Consider the following 19,421-nt stretch of genomic DNA (forward strand, 5'->3'; position numbering starts at 1 on the left):
TGGGCCTGCAACGACAATGTACAATTACGTCACTGTTATTAAGTCTATTCTGTTCAATTATGATGCATTGTCATAGTGTCCAATTTTGTAGTGCATAAAATTTATAAAAGTTCTATGCTATTGTTGATTGGAGTGGAAGGCTACTCGACTCCCGCGGGAAAGCGAGACAGACGAGACCCTGAGGCCAACATGATGTTGGTCACGAAGGCATTGTCACAGGACGTGACGCATTTAGCCTTCGTTCCTTTAGCGAAGGAAGCGGCTCGACGCTCGCCCGCAGGAAGCTCTGCTCTGCGAGAAAGCGAAGCGACAGCAACAAATGTTTTAACTGTGCGAAAGCGGAGCGACAGCAACAAAGCGAGTAGCCTAGAACGGAAATCACCTCATATAAAGTGTAATAATTTTAACAAAAATTTCTTTAATCATTTTGTTTAGTCTTTTTTTACATCACCAATGAAAAAATCCGCCTAGATTTCTGTGAGGAGAGCAAACCGTTGCTGCTCTTTTCTTGCTCACAGAAATTGAAGCGGATTTTTTATTATATAAGAAGAACTATAAAATTTATTTAGAAAACAATATATTTAACATAGTGTTTCCAATCTAATTTCTTGAAATGTTTCCATTGGATTTTCTCAACAGGCATTGTACGGAAAGCATAGGCTGTAAGATTACGTTGTTTATCGGATATCATAGGTGTTCCTTCATCTAAACTGTCAGTAAAAATAGCTGACTGTGCAGTTTTAAAGTTAACATGAATATCCTTCATGTCGATTTTTCCATCCGGTCCAACAATGTATATTTTTTTACCTTTCTTTTTAGTAGCATGCACCCACGATTTATCTATTTTATAAGAATCAGATGCTTCGTTGACAATAATAGAGGCTTTGCCAGTAGTCGAAAATGGAATGTCCTCCATTGGTTCATCTTGTTGCAACACTACTTCATAATTCGTTGGTTGAGGTAAATCTGTTGTTTTTGCAAGTTCATTCCCCCAAATAGAAGAATCATCTGTTGCAATCGTTTGTTTTTCTAGTACAGTACCAGATAAGGAATCTTTCATATGTTTTACTTTAAAATCAACAGTTTGACCTTCCGATACTTTTTGCCACTCATCCTCAGATAAATAGGCAAGCATCGTTTTTTCAGTAGAATAAATTTCAAATGTGACTGTCCCAGATTCTTCTTTAACGGCTGCAATAACACCGTCCACTGGGCTAACGACACCTTCGCGAGCTTGTATTTGTTCAATTTGTGCATCCATTAGCGCAATTTGACGATCTGTTTCGGCAATATGTCGATTCAAAAGGGCTATTGCTGTCGATGGTGAACTTTGCTGTCCTAGCTCCAATTGTAGTGTGACAGATAATGTGCCGTTTATTTGGTCCGTATTGACGGAGCTTTTCGGATCAGCATCATCATAATCATTCTCGATTTGAGAAAGTGCATCTTCTAAATCACTTCGTTCAGTTTCATAGGCTGCACGTTCTGCCTCGAGCTTTGTTAACTCATTATCAACTTCTTCTGATTTAAAAGTAGCCAGTACATCATTAGGAGATACTTTTTGGCCACGCTTTACATTCACTGCGGATAAGCTTGTCGCATCGGCTGTAAGTGTATATGTTTCAGCTGGTGCAACAATCGTTTCCTTTTTGACACGTTCTGTATTTGTACCTTTATAAGCTTTTTGAAATTCATCGATATAGTAGGATCGTGTAATTTTGCTATCGTCTTTAAAGACAAAATAAGCATTTACGCCGACTAATAGCATTGTCAACACGATGGTCAAGCTTGTCCAAGGCTTTGATTTGATAAATGCCATTATCCTAACCCCCTAACAATCCATTCTTTAATTGGTAATACACTAATTAGACCAACAAATAAGGCCATAAATAGTTGTATGCCGATAATTTTTACGACTAATATTTTTCTGCTCGCCTCTTCCTCCCATTTAGATAGGAATGTGTACTGTACAACAATTGTTAGCATAGTCGCCACTGTCAATTGATTAAGTGTGAATAAGACATAATCCGTACTCATCATCTGCAATGCAAGAGGCGCTAATGAAAAGAATGAAAAGAGTGTTGTATAGCCAGTTAAGTAGAATACAGCAAACAAGATAGTTTTTTCGATTAATAAAAATGTGACAACATATAATTGGACTTTTTTAATCCATGTATAGGGAATGTCCGTTAATAGATGTAAAAGGTAGGTAACACCGTAATAATGGAAGCAAAAATAGACAATAGCCCATAAAATGGCACCAAGCATCGAAAGGTAACGAGCCACGTAGTATTCATTATGTAAATCCATTGCGAACAATGTCGTTAAAGTTTCAGTACCCATCCCCCAATATTCACGAGCAGTGAATAACAGAAGGAATAAGATGAAAACCGTCAACGAACGTCTTTTGTATCCAATAATCTCACCTTCTTCTACAATTTTAGTAAAGTAGGTTGGATTTTTTAAGCTATGCCAAAATTTATAACGGTAAAACATATACAGTTTCCTCTCTTCCAAAATAGTAAATATCAAATTTGTAGTATACACCTTGTTAAACGATATTGACATAAAAAAATAGCTGTTTTTTTCAATAATTTCGTCAAAAAAACAATATAAAAAACTACATGTCGAATGATGGAAAACATCATATAAAACTATTGTATAGTATAATAGAAAAAACTTCCTGTATTTCTATCAAGTTATTATAAAAAATTACTTTTGATACGCTTAATAGTGTAAATAATGGCTTGAAATCACATGAATTTCACCGATACAAAAGTAATGAATCGAAAAATGAAAGGGTGGTTCGATTGAATCGAAAATTGACGGCGGGAGTTATAACGAGTCTATTACTGGCACCAACAGCTATAGCGAATGCACAGGAAAATAATGATGCACAGCCTCGCGTATTAACTCAAACAGAACAAGTTGCCAACGTTAACGGAGTAGCTGCCGCAACGACAAAAGAACAAATGATAGCACAATTTGCGAAGCTCTCCGAGAATTCGACAGCCGATGAAATGGTTATTGCAAAAGGTGATGTAGCAAATCTAGCAACTTTTGGTTTTACTAGTGATGAGATTGATTTTATTCAAGCGAAGTATAAATATGTTGTCGAGCAACGTCGATTAATAGGCGAACTAAAGGAAATAGGAAAGAACATTAATGAAATAACATATACAAGTAAGTCATTTATCAATGATGTGACAGCTGTAGAGAACAATTTTAATAAATTTTTAAAAGAATCAGGTGATTCCTCTTATTTAAGCGTCCAAGATGCTTTTGGCAAAGCAGTGGAAATCGCACTTGTTAAAGCTAGCGATATTGCCTCTACAATTCGCGGTACATCTTTACAATATGACTATGATGAGGCTGCACGCAATGCCTATTTTAAAACAAAGGGAGCAGATATTGCGAAGCTGCTTAATTTAAAAGGAGATGCTGCTGCTGTATTACCAGTCACTACCGAACTAGAGAGTTTAGTAGCTATATTAAATAAAAATCCAAATGACTATGCAAACATTACAGCAGCATTGGAAAAAGTTACGACAGCTTATAATGCACTAACAGCGAATCAAAAGAAAGTGGTCGTAGCCCATAATCCAAATAACGATTCTGTAACACCTTATAAAAAGTATACGGATGCCTTATCCAATCTGTCTTCGGTTAATAAAGCAGTGCTAAACGTGGAAAAATTAATCGACGGCTTAGACCCTAAAGCTTCTACTTTCGATAGCAAAACACTTGCTGCCCAAGCTGCCTTTGACAAACTTGGGGAGAGTGAAAAGGCATTAGTGAAAAATAGCGATAAATTAAAGTTATATTTCCAATATGCTGATGTATCGAAACAAGTAAATGCACTAAATTCATCTATGAAGGATTACAAAGCACAACTAGAGGCATTACAAACTAAAGTAGCTGCGTTAAATGCTGGGAATAGTAGCGATGCAGCAGCGTTAAATGAAATTAAAAACAAGCTTGAGACTAAATTGTCGCAACTTGCAAATGAAGATAAAGCTGTAGCAGACCTTATCAGTGAAATTGATAATTTAAAAAACTCTAATAATCTAGTAGTTGATATGTTAAAAGCTCGCTCCGCTTATAATGCACTTCCATCAGCATCTAAAAGCCGTGTGACAAACATTAAAGTCCTAACAGATTTAGAGAAATCACATAAGGCAGTCGTCAATGTGATTGATCAATTTGAAAAGTTAGATCCAACATCTAAAAGTTATATTTCAAAAGCGAAATCTGCTTATACAGCTTACGCAAAGTTGGACGCGACAAAACAAGGGTATGTAAGAAATCATAATAATTTAAATGAGAAGGTCGCTGTAATAGAAGTGATTGTTCAAATAAATGCTTTAAATCCATCCCAAAAGACATATAAAGATAATGTGGCGAAAGCAAATGAAGCGTTTAATAAATTAGGTGACCTTAAAAAGGATGTAGTCAATAGTGGTGATTTAACAAAAGCACAGGGCTATATCGATACAGCCAAGGCTTTTGATGATCGTGTCTTAGCATTAGCGAATGAAAATCCAGATACTTTCGTGGCGAAGGTAGCTGCATTATCTGCAGAGTACAAAACAATGGATAAAAATGCGAAGAAACTAGTAGAGCAGGCAAAAACTTTAACTACTTACGAAAAAAATAATAAGGCTGTTATTAAGGTTATTCAAATGATCGATGCCTTAAATCCTACAAGCAAGGATTACACGAAAAAAGTACTCGCTGCGCGTAAGGCTTATAATGCACTAGATGCAGTATCGCAAAAACGTGTGACGAACTATGCGAATCTAACTGCAGTTGAAGATGTGGCTTCACTGATTGGCCTCATTGCAACATTAAAGCCATCAAGCAAGACATTCTACCAAGATATGAAAACAGCACGAGAGATGTACGATGCACTACCTAATGAGAAGCAACAAGTAATCATTAATTATGATGCGCTTGTAGCAGCAGAAAATGAGTATGGAGTAGCACAAAAAGTTGTCGAGCTTATTGATTTAACGAAACAACAAGATGGCGACTATTTAACGAAGCTCCTAGATGCACGTGTAGCGTATGATCAGTTAACTTCAAATCAAAAGAAATTAGTCACAAATATTAAAGATTTAACAGCACGTGAAAAAGAGGTAAAACCTATTTTAAATGTAATGCTGCAAATTAATAATTTGGATCCGGAATCCAATAATTTTGTCAGCAAGGTTAATTCTGCGCGTAAGGCGTATGATAATTTAAATAAAGATCAGAAAAAATATATTAATAATATCGATGTTTTACAAAACTATGAGCCTATATCTCAGGTGATTGAATTAATTAGTAAACTGAAATCTTCAAGTAGTACATATCTTGAGGATACAGTTCGGGCACGTGCGCTTTATGACGCGCTAGCGGCAGATAAGAAGCAATATGTAACAAACTATTACTTATTACAAGCAGCAGAAACAAGCATTTTAGGTGCTGGTAATGTTATGCAGATGATTAATGAGTTACCGTCTGTAGATCCGAAGCAATATGTGAAACGTATTCAGGAAATTCGTGCAGCTTATAACGCTTTACCAAAGGATCAACAAAGAGCCGTACAAAATTACAAAGTGTTACAAGATCAAGAGAAGCTTTTAAAGCCTGTTATTAGTGTTGTCGAGGATATCGATCGACTACTTACGGCCAAAGACATGAATAGTCAATATCAAAAAATCTTAAAAGCCTATGATAAGCTAAATGCCGAGCAAAGACGTTACGTCTATAATGATGATCTATTATTATCATTAGATAACGTAATAAAAGTATATAAAAACATTGCTAATTTAAATCCAAAGGACAAATTTTACTTTGGTATGGTGGAAGCAGTACGAAAAGAGTACGATAGCTTAAATACGACAGATAAGCAAAGGATTACGAATTATTCGATCTTGTTAGACGCAGAGAAAAGTATGGCCGATGTAAAGAAAGTCGTTGAATTAATAGCTAGCCTTTCACCAACCTCTTCAACGTATTTAGAAGATGTAGCGAATGCAGTTGCAGCCTATAAAGCGTTAGACTCGAAATTAAGAGGACAAGTCATCAATGAGGATGAATTAAAGAAAGCTGAAAAGGATGTAGAGGCTGTTCAAAAAGTAGTTCAAGCTATCTCTGTTATTGATCCAGACAATACGTCATTTGAGAAAAAAGTGTTAGCTGCTCAAAAACTATATAACTCACTTTCACTGGAACAGCAGGATTTAGTATATAACTACCGCATTCTAGAAGAATATTTAAAAATGATCGAATAGAAATAACAAGAAGGAGTTTTCCCAATGCATATTTTGGGGAAACTCCTTCTATACTATAGAAAACAAATTTATAAAGCTATGAAATTTCCAAAAAAAGTGAAACCTTATCAATCAAGAAATCGTATGTAATAGGGAGTTTTATTTCCGTGTTTGAGGGGTATAATTTAAAATAATTTAAATATAGGAGGTAGCCATGTTTAAAAGGGTGATAAGTATATTGGTACTTTCAATTGTTTTACAAGCTACAACTATTGGAAATTTATCTGGGATTAGTAAGGCAGACGCAGCATCCAACATCGCTGGTGATGTGTCTAGTTCATATTGGGCAAGTTCGTCAATTCAACATATGCTGTCGAAGCAATATATGACTACATATACTGACAATACATTTAAGCCGGACCAAGCTATTACGAGGGCAGAGGCTGTATCTGCAATTGCTCGGTCTATTCAAACAAACACAGATACTTCGATTTCACTACACTTTAAAGATGTTCCTGCTACACATCCCTATTACAAGGAAATTCAGAAACTTGTAGGCATAGGGGTTTTACAAAATAGTGATGCCTTTCATCCAAATGAGCCTTTAAAGCGTTCGGAAGTTGCAAAAATGCTAGCACTAGCCTATCAGTTTAAAGTTGATGGTAAAAATAAAAGTAAATTTGATGATGTTCCTGCTACATACTGGGCAAAAAACTATATCGAATCACTAACAGATATAGGAATTATTGGCGGAGTAGATGCCAAGCATTTTGCACCCAACAAATTAGTGACACGGGCTCAAACAGCAGTTTTTGTTGAACGTAGTATAAATTTTCAGCAAAAAGTAAAGAAGCTTGAAGTGGCTTATGATTATTTAGCAAAGGATTATATACCAACATTAAATCTTTCGACAGCTTGGTCAAAAGAGGTCATTCGGCTCATCAATGTGGAACGGGAAGAGAACCAACTAGCTCCTGTTACCTATGATTCGGAACTGACACAAATCGCAATTATAAAAGCCCAGGACATGGTTAAACGCAATTATTTTGAACATATTTCTCCTTATTATGGTGCTCCTTGGGATTTAGCGACATTATTTGATTATTCTTACACGAGCTTCGGCGAGAATATTGCAAGGTATTTCAAATCGCCAGAAACCGTTGTGAAAGGATGGATGGCTTCTCCTGACCATCGAGATAATATTATGAAGGAGCATTATACAAATACAGGTGTTGCGGTTACACAGGACCGCCAAGGAAATTATTATTGGGTTCAACTATTTTCGAGTAAATAAATGGTTATGTAACAAAGAGTTGCTAATGTTACATTTATGTTACGGATGCTATAAATAACCAATAAAATTTTTCCATTTTTAACGCTGATGATGCCAAAAAACGTTGGTATATCAGCGTTTTTGTTTATTCCGGAAATCGTTACACAATTGAAAAATTAAAATACCCCCTTTTATGATAGTCTATGTATAGGCAAAAAAGTTTAGAGGGGGTATAACAAAAGTATGAAGAAAAAATGGTTATTACCGATTTTTGCATCTTTCATGTTATTTTCTACAACTCATATAGATTCAGCTGAAGCAGCGACTCAAACTGAAGTCACTGATACAGCTTCTAAATATTTAGGCATTCCATATAAATACGGTGGGACAACTACAAGCGGTTTTGATTGCTCTGGCTTTACTTCTCAAGTATTTGCAGATTTAGGCATCACATTAAACCGCACATCAGGCGCTCAATACCAACAAGGGACAGCAGTTGCTAAAAGTGATCTTCAAGTTGGAGATTTACTATTTTTCAATACAAGTGGCAAAGGTGTCTCACATGTATCTATATACATAGGTGACGGTAAAATGATCCACTCTCAAACTAACCAAGGTGTTAGTTATTCAAACGTAAATGATCCATATTATTGGGGTTCTCGCTACATTGGCGCTAAACGAGTTGCTACATTTGACGAAGAACAACAAGCTGAAGTAAAGAAAGTAGCAATTGATTTTACAGTATATGCTTCACGTGCGGAAGCTGCTTCACAAATTGCGAAAGCTTTAAACTTAGATACATCTGACAAAAATAGTGGTTTTGTCGATATAAAACCAACGTATGAGCATGCAGGTGCAATTGCAGCTGTTGCAAAATTAGGTATTTTTGAAGGTGATGCAAGTGGTAAATTCAATCCATCTTCACCAATTACTCGTGCACAAATTGCGAAAGTATTAGTTATAGCGTTCGGACTTGAGAATGCTGGTCAAGAAGTAACATTTAGTGATGTACCACAAGATAGCTGGGCTAATCAATATGTTTCTATTCTTGCATCGAACGGTGTTACTAATGGAGATGGCAATGGCAACTTTGGTATGGATGAATTACTAAAAATTAAAGAGCTAAAAATGTTTATTGAAAGATTACAATCTAGATAATATTTTCATTGATGCATTGATTGCAAGAAAAGATCTTTTAAATAGCTTATAATTAGAGGAGAGTTTGCAATTGCAGACTCTTCTATTTTTATGATAATTTCACTGAAAAGGAAGTGATTGGAAAAAATAAACATAAAAAGTGCTGTCAGATGATGATTTGTTTAGTTAATTTTGTTAAAATGAATACGTTAAGAGAACAGGAAGGGAGGAAATAAGACATTGAATCTTAAAAAAATTAGTCTTATTTTGTTGTGCGTCTTATTCATTTCAGCTTCTATGTTTACTATACATAGTGATAGTGTAATGGCAGATACAACTACAAATGTAACATTTGCAGATATCTCCAAAAATCACGAAGCTTATGAAGAAATCAATTATTTAGTGAGCTTGGGTGTTATCCAAGGATATTTTGTAAATGGGAAAAGAGTCTTTGGTCCAAATGAGTCTGTAACACGTGAACAAGTGGCAAAAATGGTTGTCGTTGCCTCAGGTAACAAACCATTGGTCGTAAACAAATCAAGTTTTTCGGATGTAACAGTAGGTACTGAAATGTCAGGTTATATTGAAAGAGCTGTGCAATTAGGGTTCTTTTCAACGAATACACAAGGCAAATTCTTACCAAAAAAGGCTATCACTCGTGATGAAATGAGCCATGTATTAACGAAGGCATTTAACTTAGACACAAGTGAATATGAAAACTTAGATTCACCATTTGCTGACGTAAGTATTACACACCCTTACGTTAAGTATGTAAATACAATTTACTATAATGGTATTACAAATGGTAGTGGTAAAAATTATTTACCAAATAGTACTGTTACACGTGCGCATTTTTCATTATTTGTAGCACGTGCAAAAAGTGAGAAATATCGTTTAGAGTTACCAGTAAAAGGTTCATCTGTACCTGATACAAAAGAAGTTATTGGGCTCGTCAAAGTAACGACAGATGGTCTAAACATCCGTAAAACAGCGGATAGTTCTTCAAATACTAACATTGTTGGTATAGTTAATAAAGGCGGCAAACTATCAGTTTATGAAGTTCAGGGCAAATGGCTGAAAGTAACATATAAAGGTGCCTATGCTTATCTTTATAAAGATTATGCACAATTTTTAGATGCAGATGGCAATGAATTAGGGGCTGTCCAAAAAGAAGTGACATCTAATGGGGCTATTAACTTATATGTCAAACCAACTTCTTCAGCAAAAGTCATTCAAACTATTAAAGCGAATGTAAAATTACCAGTTTACAAAACTGCTGGCGGCTATCATTTAACGCAAGTAAATGGTTTACCAGGTTACATTGTAGCGAACAGCACAACAGAAACGGGTAAAGACGAACAAACTGATCCAACTCCACCTACAACACCACCTACAGCTTCAGGTGATGTATTAGGACGAGCAACTGTTGGAAACCTAAATGTCCGTAGTGAAGCAAATGCAACTTCTACAGTGCTATTTAAGCTTAACAAGGGCGACTCTGTTAAAGTTAATGGAATTAATGGTTACTGGGCAAGCATCGAATACAATGGTAAATCAGGTTATGTCCATAAATCGTATTTAAAATTATTAAATCAAAATGGCAAACCGTTGCAAAATCGTATTATTATCCTAGATCCAGGTCATGGTGGTAAGGATCCAGGGACAGTACTAGGTTCTTTCTCTGAAAAGAACATTACATTAAAAGTGAGCACACTAGTTAAGCAAAAGCTTGAGAATGCTGGCGCAAAAGTGTACATGACTCGTACTGCTGATACGTTCCCTACCTTACAAGGTCGAGTAGATTTTACAAATGCTAACTATGGTGAGATTTTCGTAAGTGTGCATGTAAACTCTGCTACCAATACCTCAGCATCGGGTACTGAAACATATTATTCTATTTCATCAGGAGATATGCATCAGGAGGATATTGATTTAGGCACTTTTGTAAATAATCAAATTGTTAACAATTTAAATATGAAAAATCGTGGCGTTAAGCAATATCCATACTATGTAATTAATAATATGAGCATTCCATCCATTTTAGTGGAACTTGGCTTCTTAACGAATGATGGAGATCGTCAAAAAATGACAACTGATGAAAATGTAAATAAATTTGCAGATTCTATCTATAACGGAATTGAGCAATACTACAAAAAGCAATAATTGATCAACATAGAAACTGTCCTAAAGTGATTAACTCACTTTTGGGACAGTTTTTTTATTGTTAAGGAAAGATAGGGCTCTATGAAGATAGTCTTTAACCTGGCATAGTTAATATATGATAGATGTATTTTTCTCACTGATTATTTTTATGTTTGCATGTAGGTTTTTATGTATAGATAAATATATTTTGTTTTGGGCTAAGAAGAGGGGGCAAAGGCTCGAGGAGGTTAGGGGAGTGTTCAGGTAGTCGTGAGAGCTGATTAGATAAGAGAAAGAAGTAGAGCCCCTTTCCGATTCCATAGAATCGGAAAGGGGCTCATATACATTCTTATTATTCGTTCAGTTAGATTTATTAATTTCAAATAAACTTTCTCTTCAATCACTCTCTTATAGAGTACAACCATTACTCTAAGAAAGCGGGGGTATTATTGTTTACTGAAGTGCTTATTTTCTTAGAATAATTTCAAACTGTAGAATTGTCCTTCATAATTAGTAAATTCATAGTACGTTGTTAAGTCTAAATCAGTTAAAAGGAAAGAATCTTTTGCGACTAAATAATTATGAATCGATAAAGAAGCTTGATAATAATCTTTAAAAGTCTCTTCGTTTAAATTGTTTTTATACTCTGAAAGTATATTTTTATATTCTTCAATAGTTTTCAATTGACTGATGAATTCATAATCTCTTTTAGCATATTTATTTTCTAATTTATCTTCTAAAATTGCTTTCACACCACTTGTATATGCCAATAAATCGGTATATTTCTCAGGCGGTAACATTGGTTTATGAGTTATATTCCATATATCTTCTGAATGAAGAGCGTATTTGTCTTTTAAGTGTTTTGGAATCATTTTTTTATATTCTATGAAATCCTTCACATCTTCTTCGGAAATATCAAAAGTATTCACGATAGCAATTTCCAATCGTAAAATATTTTCTTTTTCAGCATCAATTATTTTGATGAGTTCATTTAACAATTCTTTGTAACGAGTTAAATCTTTTTCTAAAGGTTCTGCTTTAAGCATAAGACCGTATCCACCATCTTTAAAAACTTTAGGTTTTAATTCAATTAGCTCTAATTTCTTCTCGTTTAATTGAATCGCAGCGTCCTTTAAAGAAGCCTGATAATTTTGCAGTTTTTCTTCATCAATCGCTCTTAGATTGCTTAAGTGTTGATAAGTTCGTTTCAATTCTTGTTTACGATCTTCTTCTGTTGGTAATTTAGCATTAACAACGACTGTTGTGTCTTCAAAATTGTAACTCCCGTATCCATTGTAATCCCAAACAAATTCAAGTAAACCGTTCCTTATATTATTTAATTCCACGACTTTTTGATTTGTAACTGTTTCTTGAGAAAGTTCGGATTGTGTATTTTTCAACTCTTTCCCATCTTTTGTTTCGGTATCTGAACATCCTACAAGTAATGCAGTTCCTAAGCCACTTAACATTAAAAATTTGAATTTCATGATTGAACCCCTTTTAAATATTTAACGAAAACTATTTCTTCTTTCACTAGTATACCTGTGGTAAAACATGTATGTATATATTGTGTGAATATACGATATATTCCTAGACTAAAAAGAAACATAGTAAAATAATTGCTACGGAGCTTTATTTTGAATTTTGATGTTGTATTTTTATTAGTAATATTCTTTCGTATAGTAATTATTTACTGCATTTCCATTCAAAAGTCTATCATTCTTTTATGTTTTTCTCAACACCTTAATCTATCTTTTACGCCTTGAAAAAAGTGCCAATCAGCCATAGTAACAGTAAACCACTAAATCCGTTTAAAACTTTCAAACCTCTAATGTATCTTTTGGAAGATAATCTTGAGAACGTATTAAATGTGTATAATCGTAAGAAGAAAAAAATAAAAAAAGCAGCTATTTTATCTTTGACAAGATTAACTACTTTTATATGTAACCTACATATTTGAGGTGGGGTGTTCTTGGATAGCCTTAATAGGCTCTGTCCTTATAAACGATGTTATCCAAAAAATCGCCGTGTTCATACGGTAACGGCTAACTAACCAAAACGATGGCCTGTGGCATTACCGATAGGAGAGTCAGCGTGACGGCCTCATTCAGGCCTAAGCACAATGCCGACATAATTGATAGAATCATTCAATTTGCCAACGGTTTTAGTAAAGATAATAACTATCGAAAAAGGCTGCCCCGAAAATATTCGGAGACAGCCTTTAATTGCTACTTCACGGTATTAATGAATTGAACATACTCTTTATTGATGTAGGCTGATTGTGTGTGGAGTTTATCAGAAAGTACTTCATACCAACCATTAACATTCGTATCGGTTACAATAACGGGCATACCGCTTTTATTATATGTGTAAAGTGGACTTTGACTTGTTGATGCATCTGGACGAACATTTAGGCCAGTTGTTGTCGTACGACCAATTTTGTATGGATTTTTTGCATCTTTAAAGCCTAAAGTTTTTTCGGCACGGTAGTAGTGTCCAGCAATTTTAGCACCCCAAAATGGATCAGATGCATACTTCACGTTAAAGCCGACTTCCTTAGAACCAACTACTGCACCATTCGTGTAAGGGCCACCTGGTGTAATGTAATTAGGCTGCAAGAACTTTTCAACAAGTTCATTAATATTGGCTGCAACACTATCAAACTTTTTATTTAGTGGATTCGTGTCATATACATATAAACCAAATAAGTTGTTAAGATTTTGAGCATGGTCACTCATACCATATGCACTTTCATGCTGGGCAAGCGATAAAATAAGCATAGCATTAATGTGAGCATTTGCTTCTACTTCTTTTAATACTTTCCCTAAACCGATTAACTTACTTTTCTGTGTCGCATTTTTATAAAGACTAGCCCCTGAACTTTCAACCTCAGCTAACTTTTGCATAATGTAATTATCTAGTTCTGCTGCAGTATATTGAGTTTGGGCACGTGCAGGTAAAAATTGATAGTAATTATAAGCTTCACCTTTTGAAGAGCCACTAGCATTATAGAAATTAATGCCATTCCAGCTAAAGTACTTTTCGCCCTGCTTCATGAAGTCTGGAGCTTTTCCATATACATAGCTAGAAGAGTATTTATTTGATTTATAATCATATAAAGTATGTTTAATTTCACCATTCTCGTTTGAATAGTAAGAACGACCCTTACTTAAAGCAGATGGGATTAATGTAACATCGGCATGTTTTAAATACCCAACCTGACCTGCTAAACTAACTTTTACTTGTGTCGCATCACTACCTAAATACTGCATTTCTGTATTAGCAGCAACAGAAATTTGATCTTTAATTGTTTCAGATTTAAGGGCTACATAATTATTAGTTACAACATAACCAGATGACATTTTCATAATTTTATCATTTAGCGTAATGACAAGTGTATTTTTTGACAAGGCTTTTTCAGCAGCATCAAAGCTAGAAAAGGCTTCGTTTCCTACAAGATTGCCATTTGAAATTTCTTTTACGATGAACTTAGTAGAGTTACCATTACCAGTATCACCATTGTTGTTCCCGTTATTGCCGTTATTGTCGTTGTTACCATTATTGCCGTTATTATTAGTGTTACCACCATCATTTTTAACATCGTCCGCTAGAAGTATTAAGCGAAGTACAAATGTAGAGGCCTCGCCAATTGTGGCGTTATCTTTTGGTAAAAACATTCCATTGGAGCTACCTTTAATAAGCCCTAAATCTGCTCCGATAGCAATGTCTTGGCGGAAGTCTTTAAAAATAGCTGCATTATCCATAAAAGTAGTGGATGGTGTACCTTTTGGGATTTTTAAATAATCAACAGCTCTAATTAGCATAACTGCCATATGTTCTCTTGAAATACGGGCATTTGGTTTAAACGAACCATCTGTATAACCTGTGATAATCCCAGCAGAAGCAGCAAGCTTAATATCACTCGCAAATAAATATGTATCTGGGACATCTGTGAAAGTAATATTATCCTTTTTCTCAAGGTTTAAAGCCTTTGCTATGTAAGTAGCAAATTCTCCGCGCGTGACAGTGTCGTTTGGACGATAGCTTCCATTTGCATCTTGCAGTAATGCATCTTTGGAAATTAAATAGCGTAAACCACTTTCATGCATATGTCCTGAGAGCTCATCAGCATATGCCATGTTTGGTTGCCAAATAAGCATGCTAACAAGTGCCATTAACACCACCGTTAACATTGATAGTTTTTTCATAGTTTTAACCCTCCTAAGCTTCTATTATTTTAACAAAGTTGGAGAATTAAGATAAGGGTCAAATGTTAGAAATAACATAAAATATGCCAATCAAAATTTACCAATAACTATACTTTTGAGCTATGTTAATAGAAATAGTTGGATAGACAATAAGGTGAAGGACATTTGCGTTTAGCGGATTGGTAAAGTATTTGATGAGTAAGACGTTAGTGTATATATCTTCAGCCAGTAATTTTAATGCAAGAATAGAAAAAAAACTCCCACCGACATTAAGTAATGAAGCTACTTAAATGGTGAGAGGCATTTTTTATTTTTTCATTATTATACGCTGATAAAAACCTTGCGGTGGTTTGTTAGCATTTTGTGTTTTTGGATGGACAAGAATCATATATTCTCGCCCAGCAGATAAAGGTTTTGATGGGGTTACGATTAATGAACGACCATCTACTTTAGCTGTCATAGGCACTTCATTACCACCTAAAGCAATTAGCTGAACCTTATCCTCAGACATTTGTGAAGAAAGTGTATAAGGAACTTTCACTGTTAAATTTTTAGGATCCGCAACATTTTTTAAGCTTGCCAGCTCTTTATATTTTGTATATTGTGCTTTGATTGCGTCATAATGTGCCTGGAAAATAGGGGCAGTCTTAGTTTGAATGTTCGGTTTTACACCGACCTCATTAATTGTTTTCCCTAAAGGACCTGTAAAATTACCGATTGTAAGCTTTAAATAGCTACCATCCTGCAGTTCAAAAAAGCCCTGCATACAGCCTTTTCCGTATGTAGTTTCTCCGTATAAAATAGCAGATTGCTGATCTTGCAATGTTGCTGCTAACATTTCAGAGGCGCTAGCACTATAGCGGTTTACAAGAATACGTGTATCAGCAGGGAATTTTTCGTCTTGATTGACTGCACGCACTTTATAATTGGCATGCGCTTCTTCCAGTAAAAAGGCGATTTTTGCTTTTGGGAAAAATCCTGTAATCTCCTGAGCCGTTGTTACATAGCCTCCACCGTTGTTTTGTAAATCCAAGATAAAAGAAGTTGCACCACTCTGTTTTAACTGAATTAGTGCTTTCTTTACAAGCTCTGCACCGTCTTCAGAGAAGGATGACATAGCAATGTATCCAACATTCCCAAATAGTAATGTAGATTCCACATTCGGTAATGTGAATTTTTTTCGTGTAATCGTTGTCGTAGAAGTTGTACCATCTGCATGTTGGAGTGTCACGCCTAATTTAGTATTTTCATCACCAATTAATAAGGATGAGACTTCTTGCGTGGAGCTTCCTACAACGGATTGTCCGTTAATGGCAGTAATAATGTCTCCAGCAACGACACCTGCATCTGATGCACCGCTACCCTCAAACACTTGTAAAATATGAATGCCATCTTCATGTTCTTCGATAATCACACCAACCCCAATTGTTGATAGATCGATGCTATTGATAAATTCCTCGAATTCCTTTTTCGTAAAATATGTAGAATAAGGATCTAGCATTTCAAGGATTTCAGGAATCGTTTTAGCCTTTTGCAAATTTCCATGGATAGTTCCCACGTAATTTTCCGTAATAATTTCCTTAATTTCCTTTACAAGCTGTTGTTCATTGCTTGCAGCAGAAGCGTTTGTTAACGGAAAGATGAAAAAGCTTAGAACGAATACAAATGACCACAATACTCTTTTCATAGGACACCTCTTTTCTAATATTTAGTATACATGATTTTCCATATAACTGTAATAGGGCTTATCACCAAAGTTGTAGGTGACATTTTTCCTTCTTCGCGCAACGGACGGGATTTCCTACAAAAAAGAATCTGCTAACTTTTTTGAGAAAGGTAAAGGACATTCGCAAAAAAGGAAAGCAGATTCTAGTTATCTTATAGATGAAGATATTTTATTTTTTTGTTAGCTTATGAATAACAAAGCCGATAAGTGCACCAACTATTGCAGGTACAAGCCATGCTAGACTTTGTTCATATAATGGTAAAGCTTTTAAAATATTCACATACGGTGTAATCGTAATCTCCATTTGCTTAAAACCATCGTTCAGACTAACGAAGAATGTAGGAATTAATGCTAAAATGTAAACGATTTTTCCACCTTTAAAGAAGTTATCGAAAAGTGAAAGAACCATTAACACCATCGCTAGTGGATAGATGATTAATAATACAGGTAGTGATGCACTAATAATTGTTTCAAGACCAACGTTAGTAATTGCTGCACTGAATATTGTGAAAATTACTAAAAACGTTTTATACGAAACACTAGGAAATAGTTTATTGAAAAATTGAGCATTGGCAGTCAATAAACCTACAGCAGTAGATATACACGCTAGTAAAATTGTGGCAGATAATATAATAGTCCCAAGTGTACCAAAAAGAGCTTCAGCTGACTTCGCTATAATAGTACCGCCATTATCAAAAGTGCCTATTGCATTAATACTAGTGTTACCAATTTGTCCAAGTGCGATATAGACAAACGACAAGCCAATTGCGGCAACAATACCAGCGAAAATTGTCGTTTTGACTTGCTTCTTAGTATCTGACATACCCATGTCGCGTAATGCTTGCAATATAACGATTCCGAATACTAATGCACTAAGTACATCCATTGTTAAATAGCCTTGAACAAAGCCTTCAGTCAATGGTGACGAAGTGTATTTTCCTATAGCTGCCCCTGGTTCACCCATTGGGGAAATAAAGCTTTTAATAGCTAGTAGTAGAATAACACCTAATAGAACAGGCGTTAAAATTTTCCCAACGCGATCAACAAGCTTTGAAGGGTTAATTGCTAAGACTAGTATTAAGGCGAAAAATATAACAGAAGTAATCAAAAGTGGTGCCCAATGATCTGCTGCTCCCTCTGGAAGAAATGGGACAATTCCGATTTCATAGGAAACAGAACCCGTACGCGGCACTGCAAAAAATGGACCAATCGCTAAATAAACAATTGATGTGAAAATAATACCAAAGGTAGCGCCAACACGGTTTGCTAGTATTTGTAGATCGCCACCCGCCTTCGCAATCGCAACGATGGCTAATAGTGGTAACCCAACACCTGTTATTAAGAAACCAATCATTGCTGACGTTATATGTTCACCAGCTTGTTGACCTAATAATGGGGGGAAGATAATATTTCCGGCGCCTAAAAACAAGGCAAATAATAGTAAACCTACTGCTAGATTCTCTTTGATGAAAAGCAAAATGTTTTTCATAAAAATTAAAACTCCTTTAAATTTGAAAAGATTAAACTTTCTAAAAATTTTAAATACAGAAGTGTATGTTATCATACGAATACTATTCTTGCAATCAATAATCTCTTATTATTTGTCAGAATATGTCGGATTCATTAAGATTCATAAATTGTTTGAAAAATAGTCAGTTTTTCCGATTTCTGATTACGAAAATATCTAGTATGATAGACACACAAGGAAATATTTTAGCACGAATGGAGGCAAATTGGTATGAAAAAGACAAAAAAATTAAGAATCCTTGCTTTAACAACTATTGCTACTTCTTTTTTAGCATTACAAAGTGCAGAAGCCGCTACTTATACCGTACAAAAAGGAGATACTTTATCTAAAATCGCTTCAAGCCATAAAGTAACAGTACAAGACATAAAAACTTGGAACAATTTAAAGAATGATATGATTTATGTCGCACAAAAGCTTGAAATTTCAAAACAAACGACTAACGAAACGGTAAAACCTTCAAATCCATCAACAACAACACCATCAAAACCTACAGTTACTTCCCATACAGTCGTTAAAGGCGATTCCTTATCCAAAATCGCTAAGCAATATAATATATTAGTAAAGGAAATCAAAGACTGGAATGGGCTTGCGACAGACACGATCTACATTGGACAAGTGTTAAAATTATCTGCGGGAGCTTCAGTACCCGGAAATGAAACAGTACATAATAACGGATCTTCAGGTTCAGGAACATCAAAAGATCCTACTGCCAATGGACAAGCTATCAATAAGAAAACAATAGAAGTAGCGAATTCATTAGTAGGAACACCATATCTCTACGGTGGCAACACACCAGATGGTCTAGATTGCAGTGGCCTTATTTACTATGCCTTTAATCAAGGTGGATTAAAAATTGGCAGAAACAGTAGCGAAGGCTATTTCGATAATTCAACACAAGTTAATAATCCGGTATCTGGCGATTTAGTATTCTTCGAAAATACGTATAAACAGGGTATCTCTCATATGGGTATTTATATAGGCAACAATAAATTTATCCATGCAGGAGCAGACGGTGTTGAAGTATCAGACGTTACATACTCTTACTGGTCTACAAGATTAGTAGCTTATAAACGTTTCGACGCTATAAAATAAAGGAAAAGCGATTTTTTGCATATACAGCAGAAATCGCTTTTTTTTATGCGCGGGAAGG

The 19,421-nt window shown here is 35.2% G+C and carries 11 protein-coding genes; 5 read left to right on the plus strand and 6 right to left on the minus strand.

The genetic code is table 11. The features are described from left to right. Positions 1-565 precede the first annotated feature (565 nt). Together ACVYAD_RS08490 and ACVYAD_RS08495 are read right to left on the minus strand one after the other, a co-directional pair. The gene (locus ACVYAD_RS08490; RefSeq protein WP_349661280.1) at positions 566-1,819 is read right to left on the minus strand and encodes an HlyD family secretion protein; all 1,254 of its coding nucleotides are present in this window, start codon (positions 1,817-1,819) and stop codon (positions 566-568) included. Continuing rightward, positions 1,819-2,496, minus strand: a complete 678-nt coding sequence (locus ACVYAD_RS08495; RefSeq protein WP_349661279.1) for a hypothetical protein — start codon at positions 2,494-2,496, stop codon at positions 1,819-1,821. Before ACVYAD_RS08495 ends, ACVYAD_RS08490 begins: the two co-directional genes overlap by 1 nt. Before the next feature lie 314 nt (positions 2,497-2,810). Between ACVYAD_RS08495 and ACVYAD_RS08500 the strand changes: the two genes are divergently transcribed. The 4 genes from ACVYAD_RS08500 to ACVYAD_RS08515 all read left to right on the plus strand — a co-directional run bounded on the left by ACVYAD_RS08500 (position 2,811) and on the right by ACVYAD_RS08515 (position 10,830). Further along, positions 2,811-6,278: a hypothetical protein gene (locus ACVYAD_RS08500; protein ID WP_476425826.1), complete on the plus strand. Its 3,468-nt coding sequence runs from the start codon at positions 2,811-2,813 to the stop codon at positions 6,276-6,278. A 193-nt stretch (positions 6,279-6,471) separates the two neighbouring features. Further along, positions 6,472-7,551, plus strand: coding sequence for a CAP and S-layer homology domain-containing protein (locus tag ACVYAD_RS08505; protein WP_476425828.1), 1,080 nt, complete (start codon positions 6,472-6,474; stop codon positions 7,549-7,551). Between the two features lie 222 nt (positions 7,552-7,773). Continuing rightward, the gene (locus ACVYAD_RS08510; RefSeq protein ID WP_349661277.1) at positions 7,774-8,688 is read left to right on the plus strand and encodes a C40 family peptidase; all 915 of its coding nucleotides are present in this window, start codon (positions 7,774-7,776) and stop codon (positions 8,686-8,688) included. A 219-nt stretch (positions 8,689-8,907) separates the two neighbouring features. Further along, positions 8,908-10,830 carry an N-acetylmuramoyl-L-alanine amidase gene (locus ACVYAD_RS08515; protein WP_476425830.1) on the plus strand — a complete coding sequence of 641 codons (1,923 nt, stop codon included), beginning with the start codon at positions 8,908-8,910 and terminating at the stop codon, positions 10,828-10,830. 452 nt (positions 10,831-11,282) lie between these two features. Here ACVYAD_RS08515 and ACVYAD_RS08520 read toward each other — a convergent pair whose 3' ends face one another. The 4 genes from ACVYAD_RS08520 to brnQ form a co-directional block, all read right to left on the minus strand. After that, on the minus strand, positions 11,283-12,296 hold the full coding sequence (locus ACVYAD_RS08520; protein ID WP_476425832.1) for a hypothetical protein: 1,014 nt from the start codon (positions 12,294-12,296) through the stop codon (positions 11,283-11,285). Between the two features lie 741 nt (positions 12,297-13,037). Then, positions 13,038-15,017, minus strand: coding sequence for an S-layer homology domain-containing protein (locus ACVYAD_RS08525; RefSeq protein WP_476425834.1), 1,980 nt, complete (start codon positions 15,015-15,017; stop codon positions 13,038-13,040). Between the two features lie 307 nt (positions 15,018-15,324). Beyond that, positions 15,325-16,704, minus strand: coding sequence for a S41 family peptidase (locus ACVYAD_RS08530; protein WP_476425836.1), 1,380 nt, complete (start codon positions 16,702-16,704; stop codon positions 15,325-15,327). 208 nt (positions 16,705-16,912) lie between these two features. Next, positions 16,913-18,232 carry a branched-chain amino acid transport system II carrier protein gene (gene brnQ / locus ACVYAD_RS08535; RefSeq protein WP_349661272.1) on the minus strand — a complete coding sequence of 440 codons (1,320 nt, stop codon included), beginning with the start codon at positions 18,230-18,232 and terminating at the stop codon, positions 16,913-16,915. A gap of 249 nt (positions 18,233-18,481) precedes the next feature. On the opposite strand from brnQ, the gene ACVYAD_RS08540 reads away from it, so the two are divergent. Beyond that, entirely contained in the window at positions 18,482-19,363 is an 882-nt protein-coding gene (locus ACVYAD_RS08540) for a C40 family peptidase (protein WP_476425838.1), read from the plus strand. Positions 19,364-19,421: the final 58 nt, after the last annotated feature.

It is taken from the genome of Lysinibacillus sp. G1-3 (genome assembly GCF_056322905.1).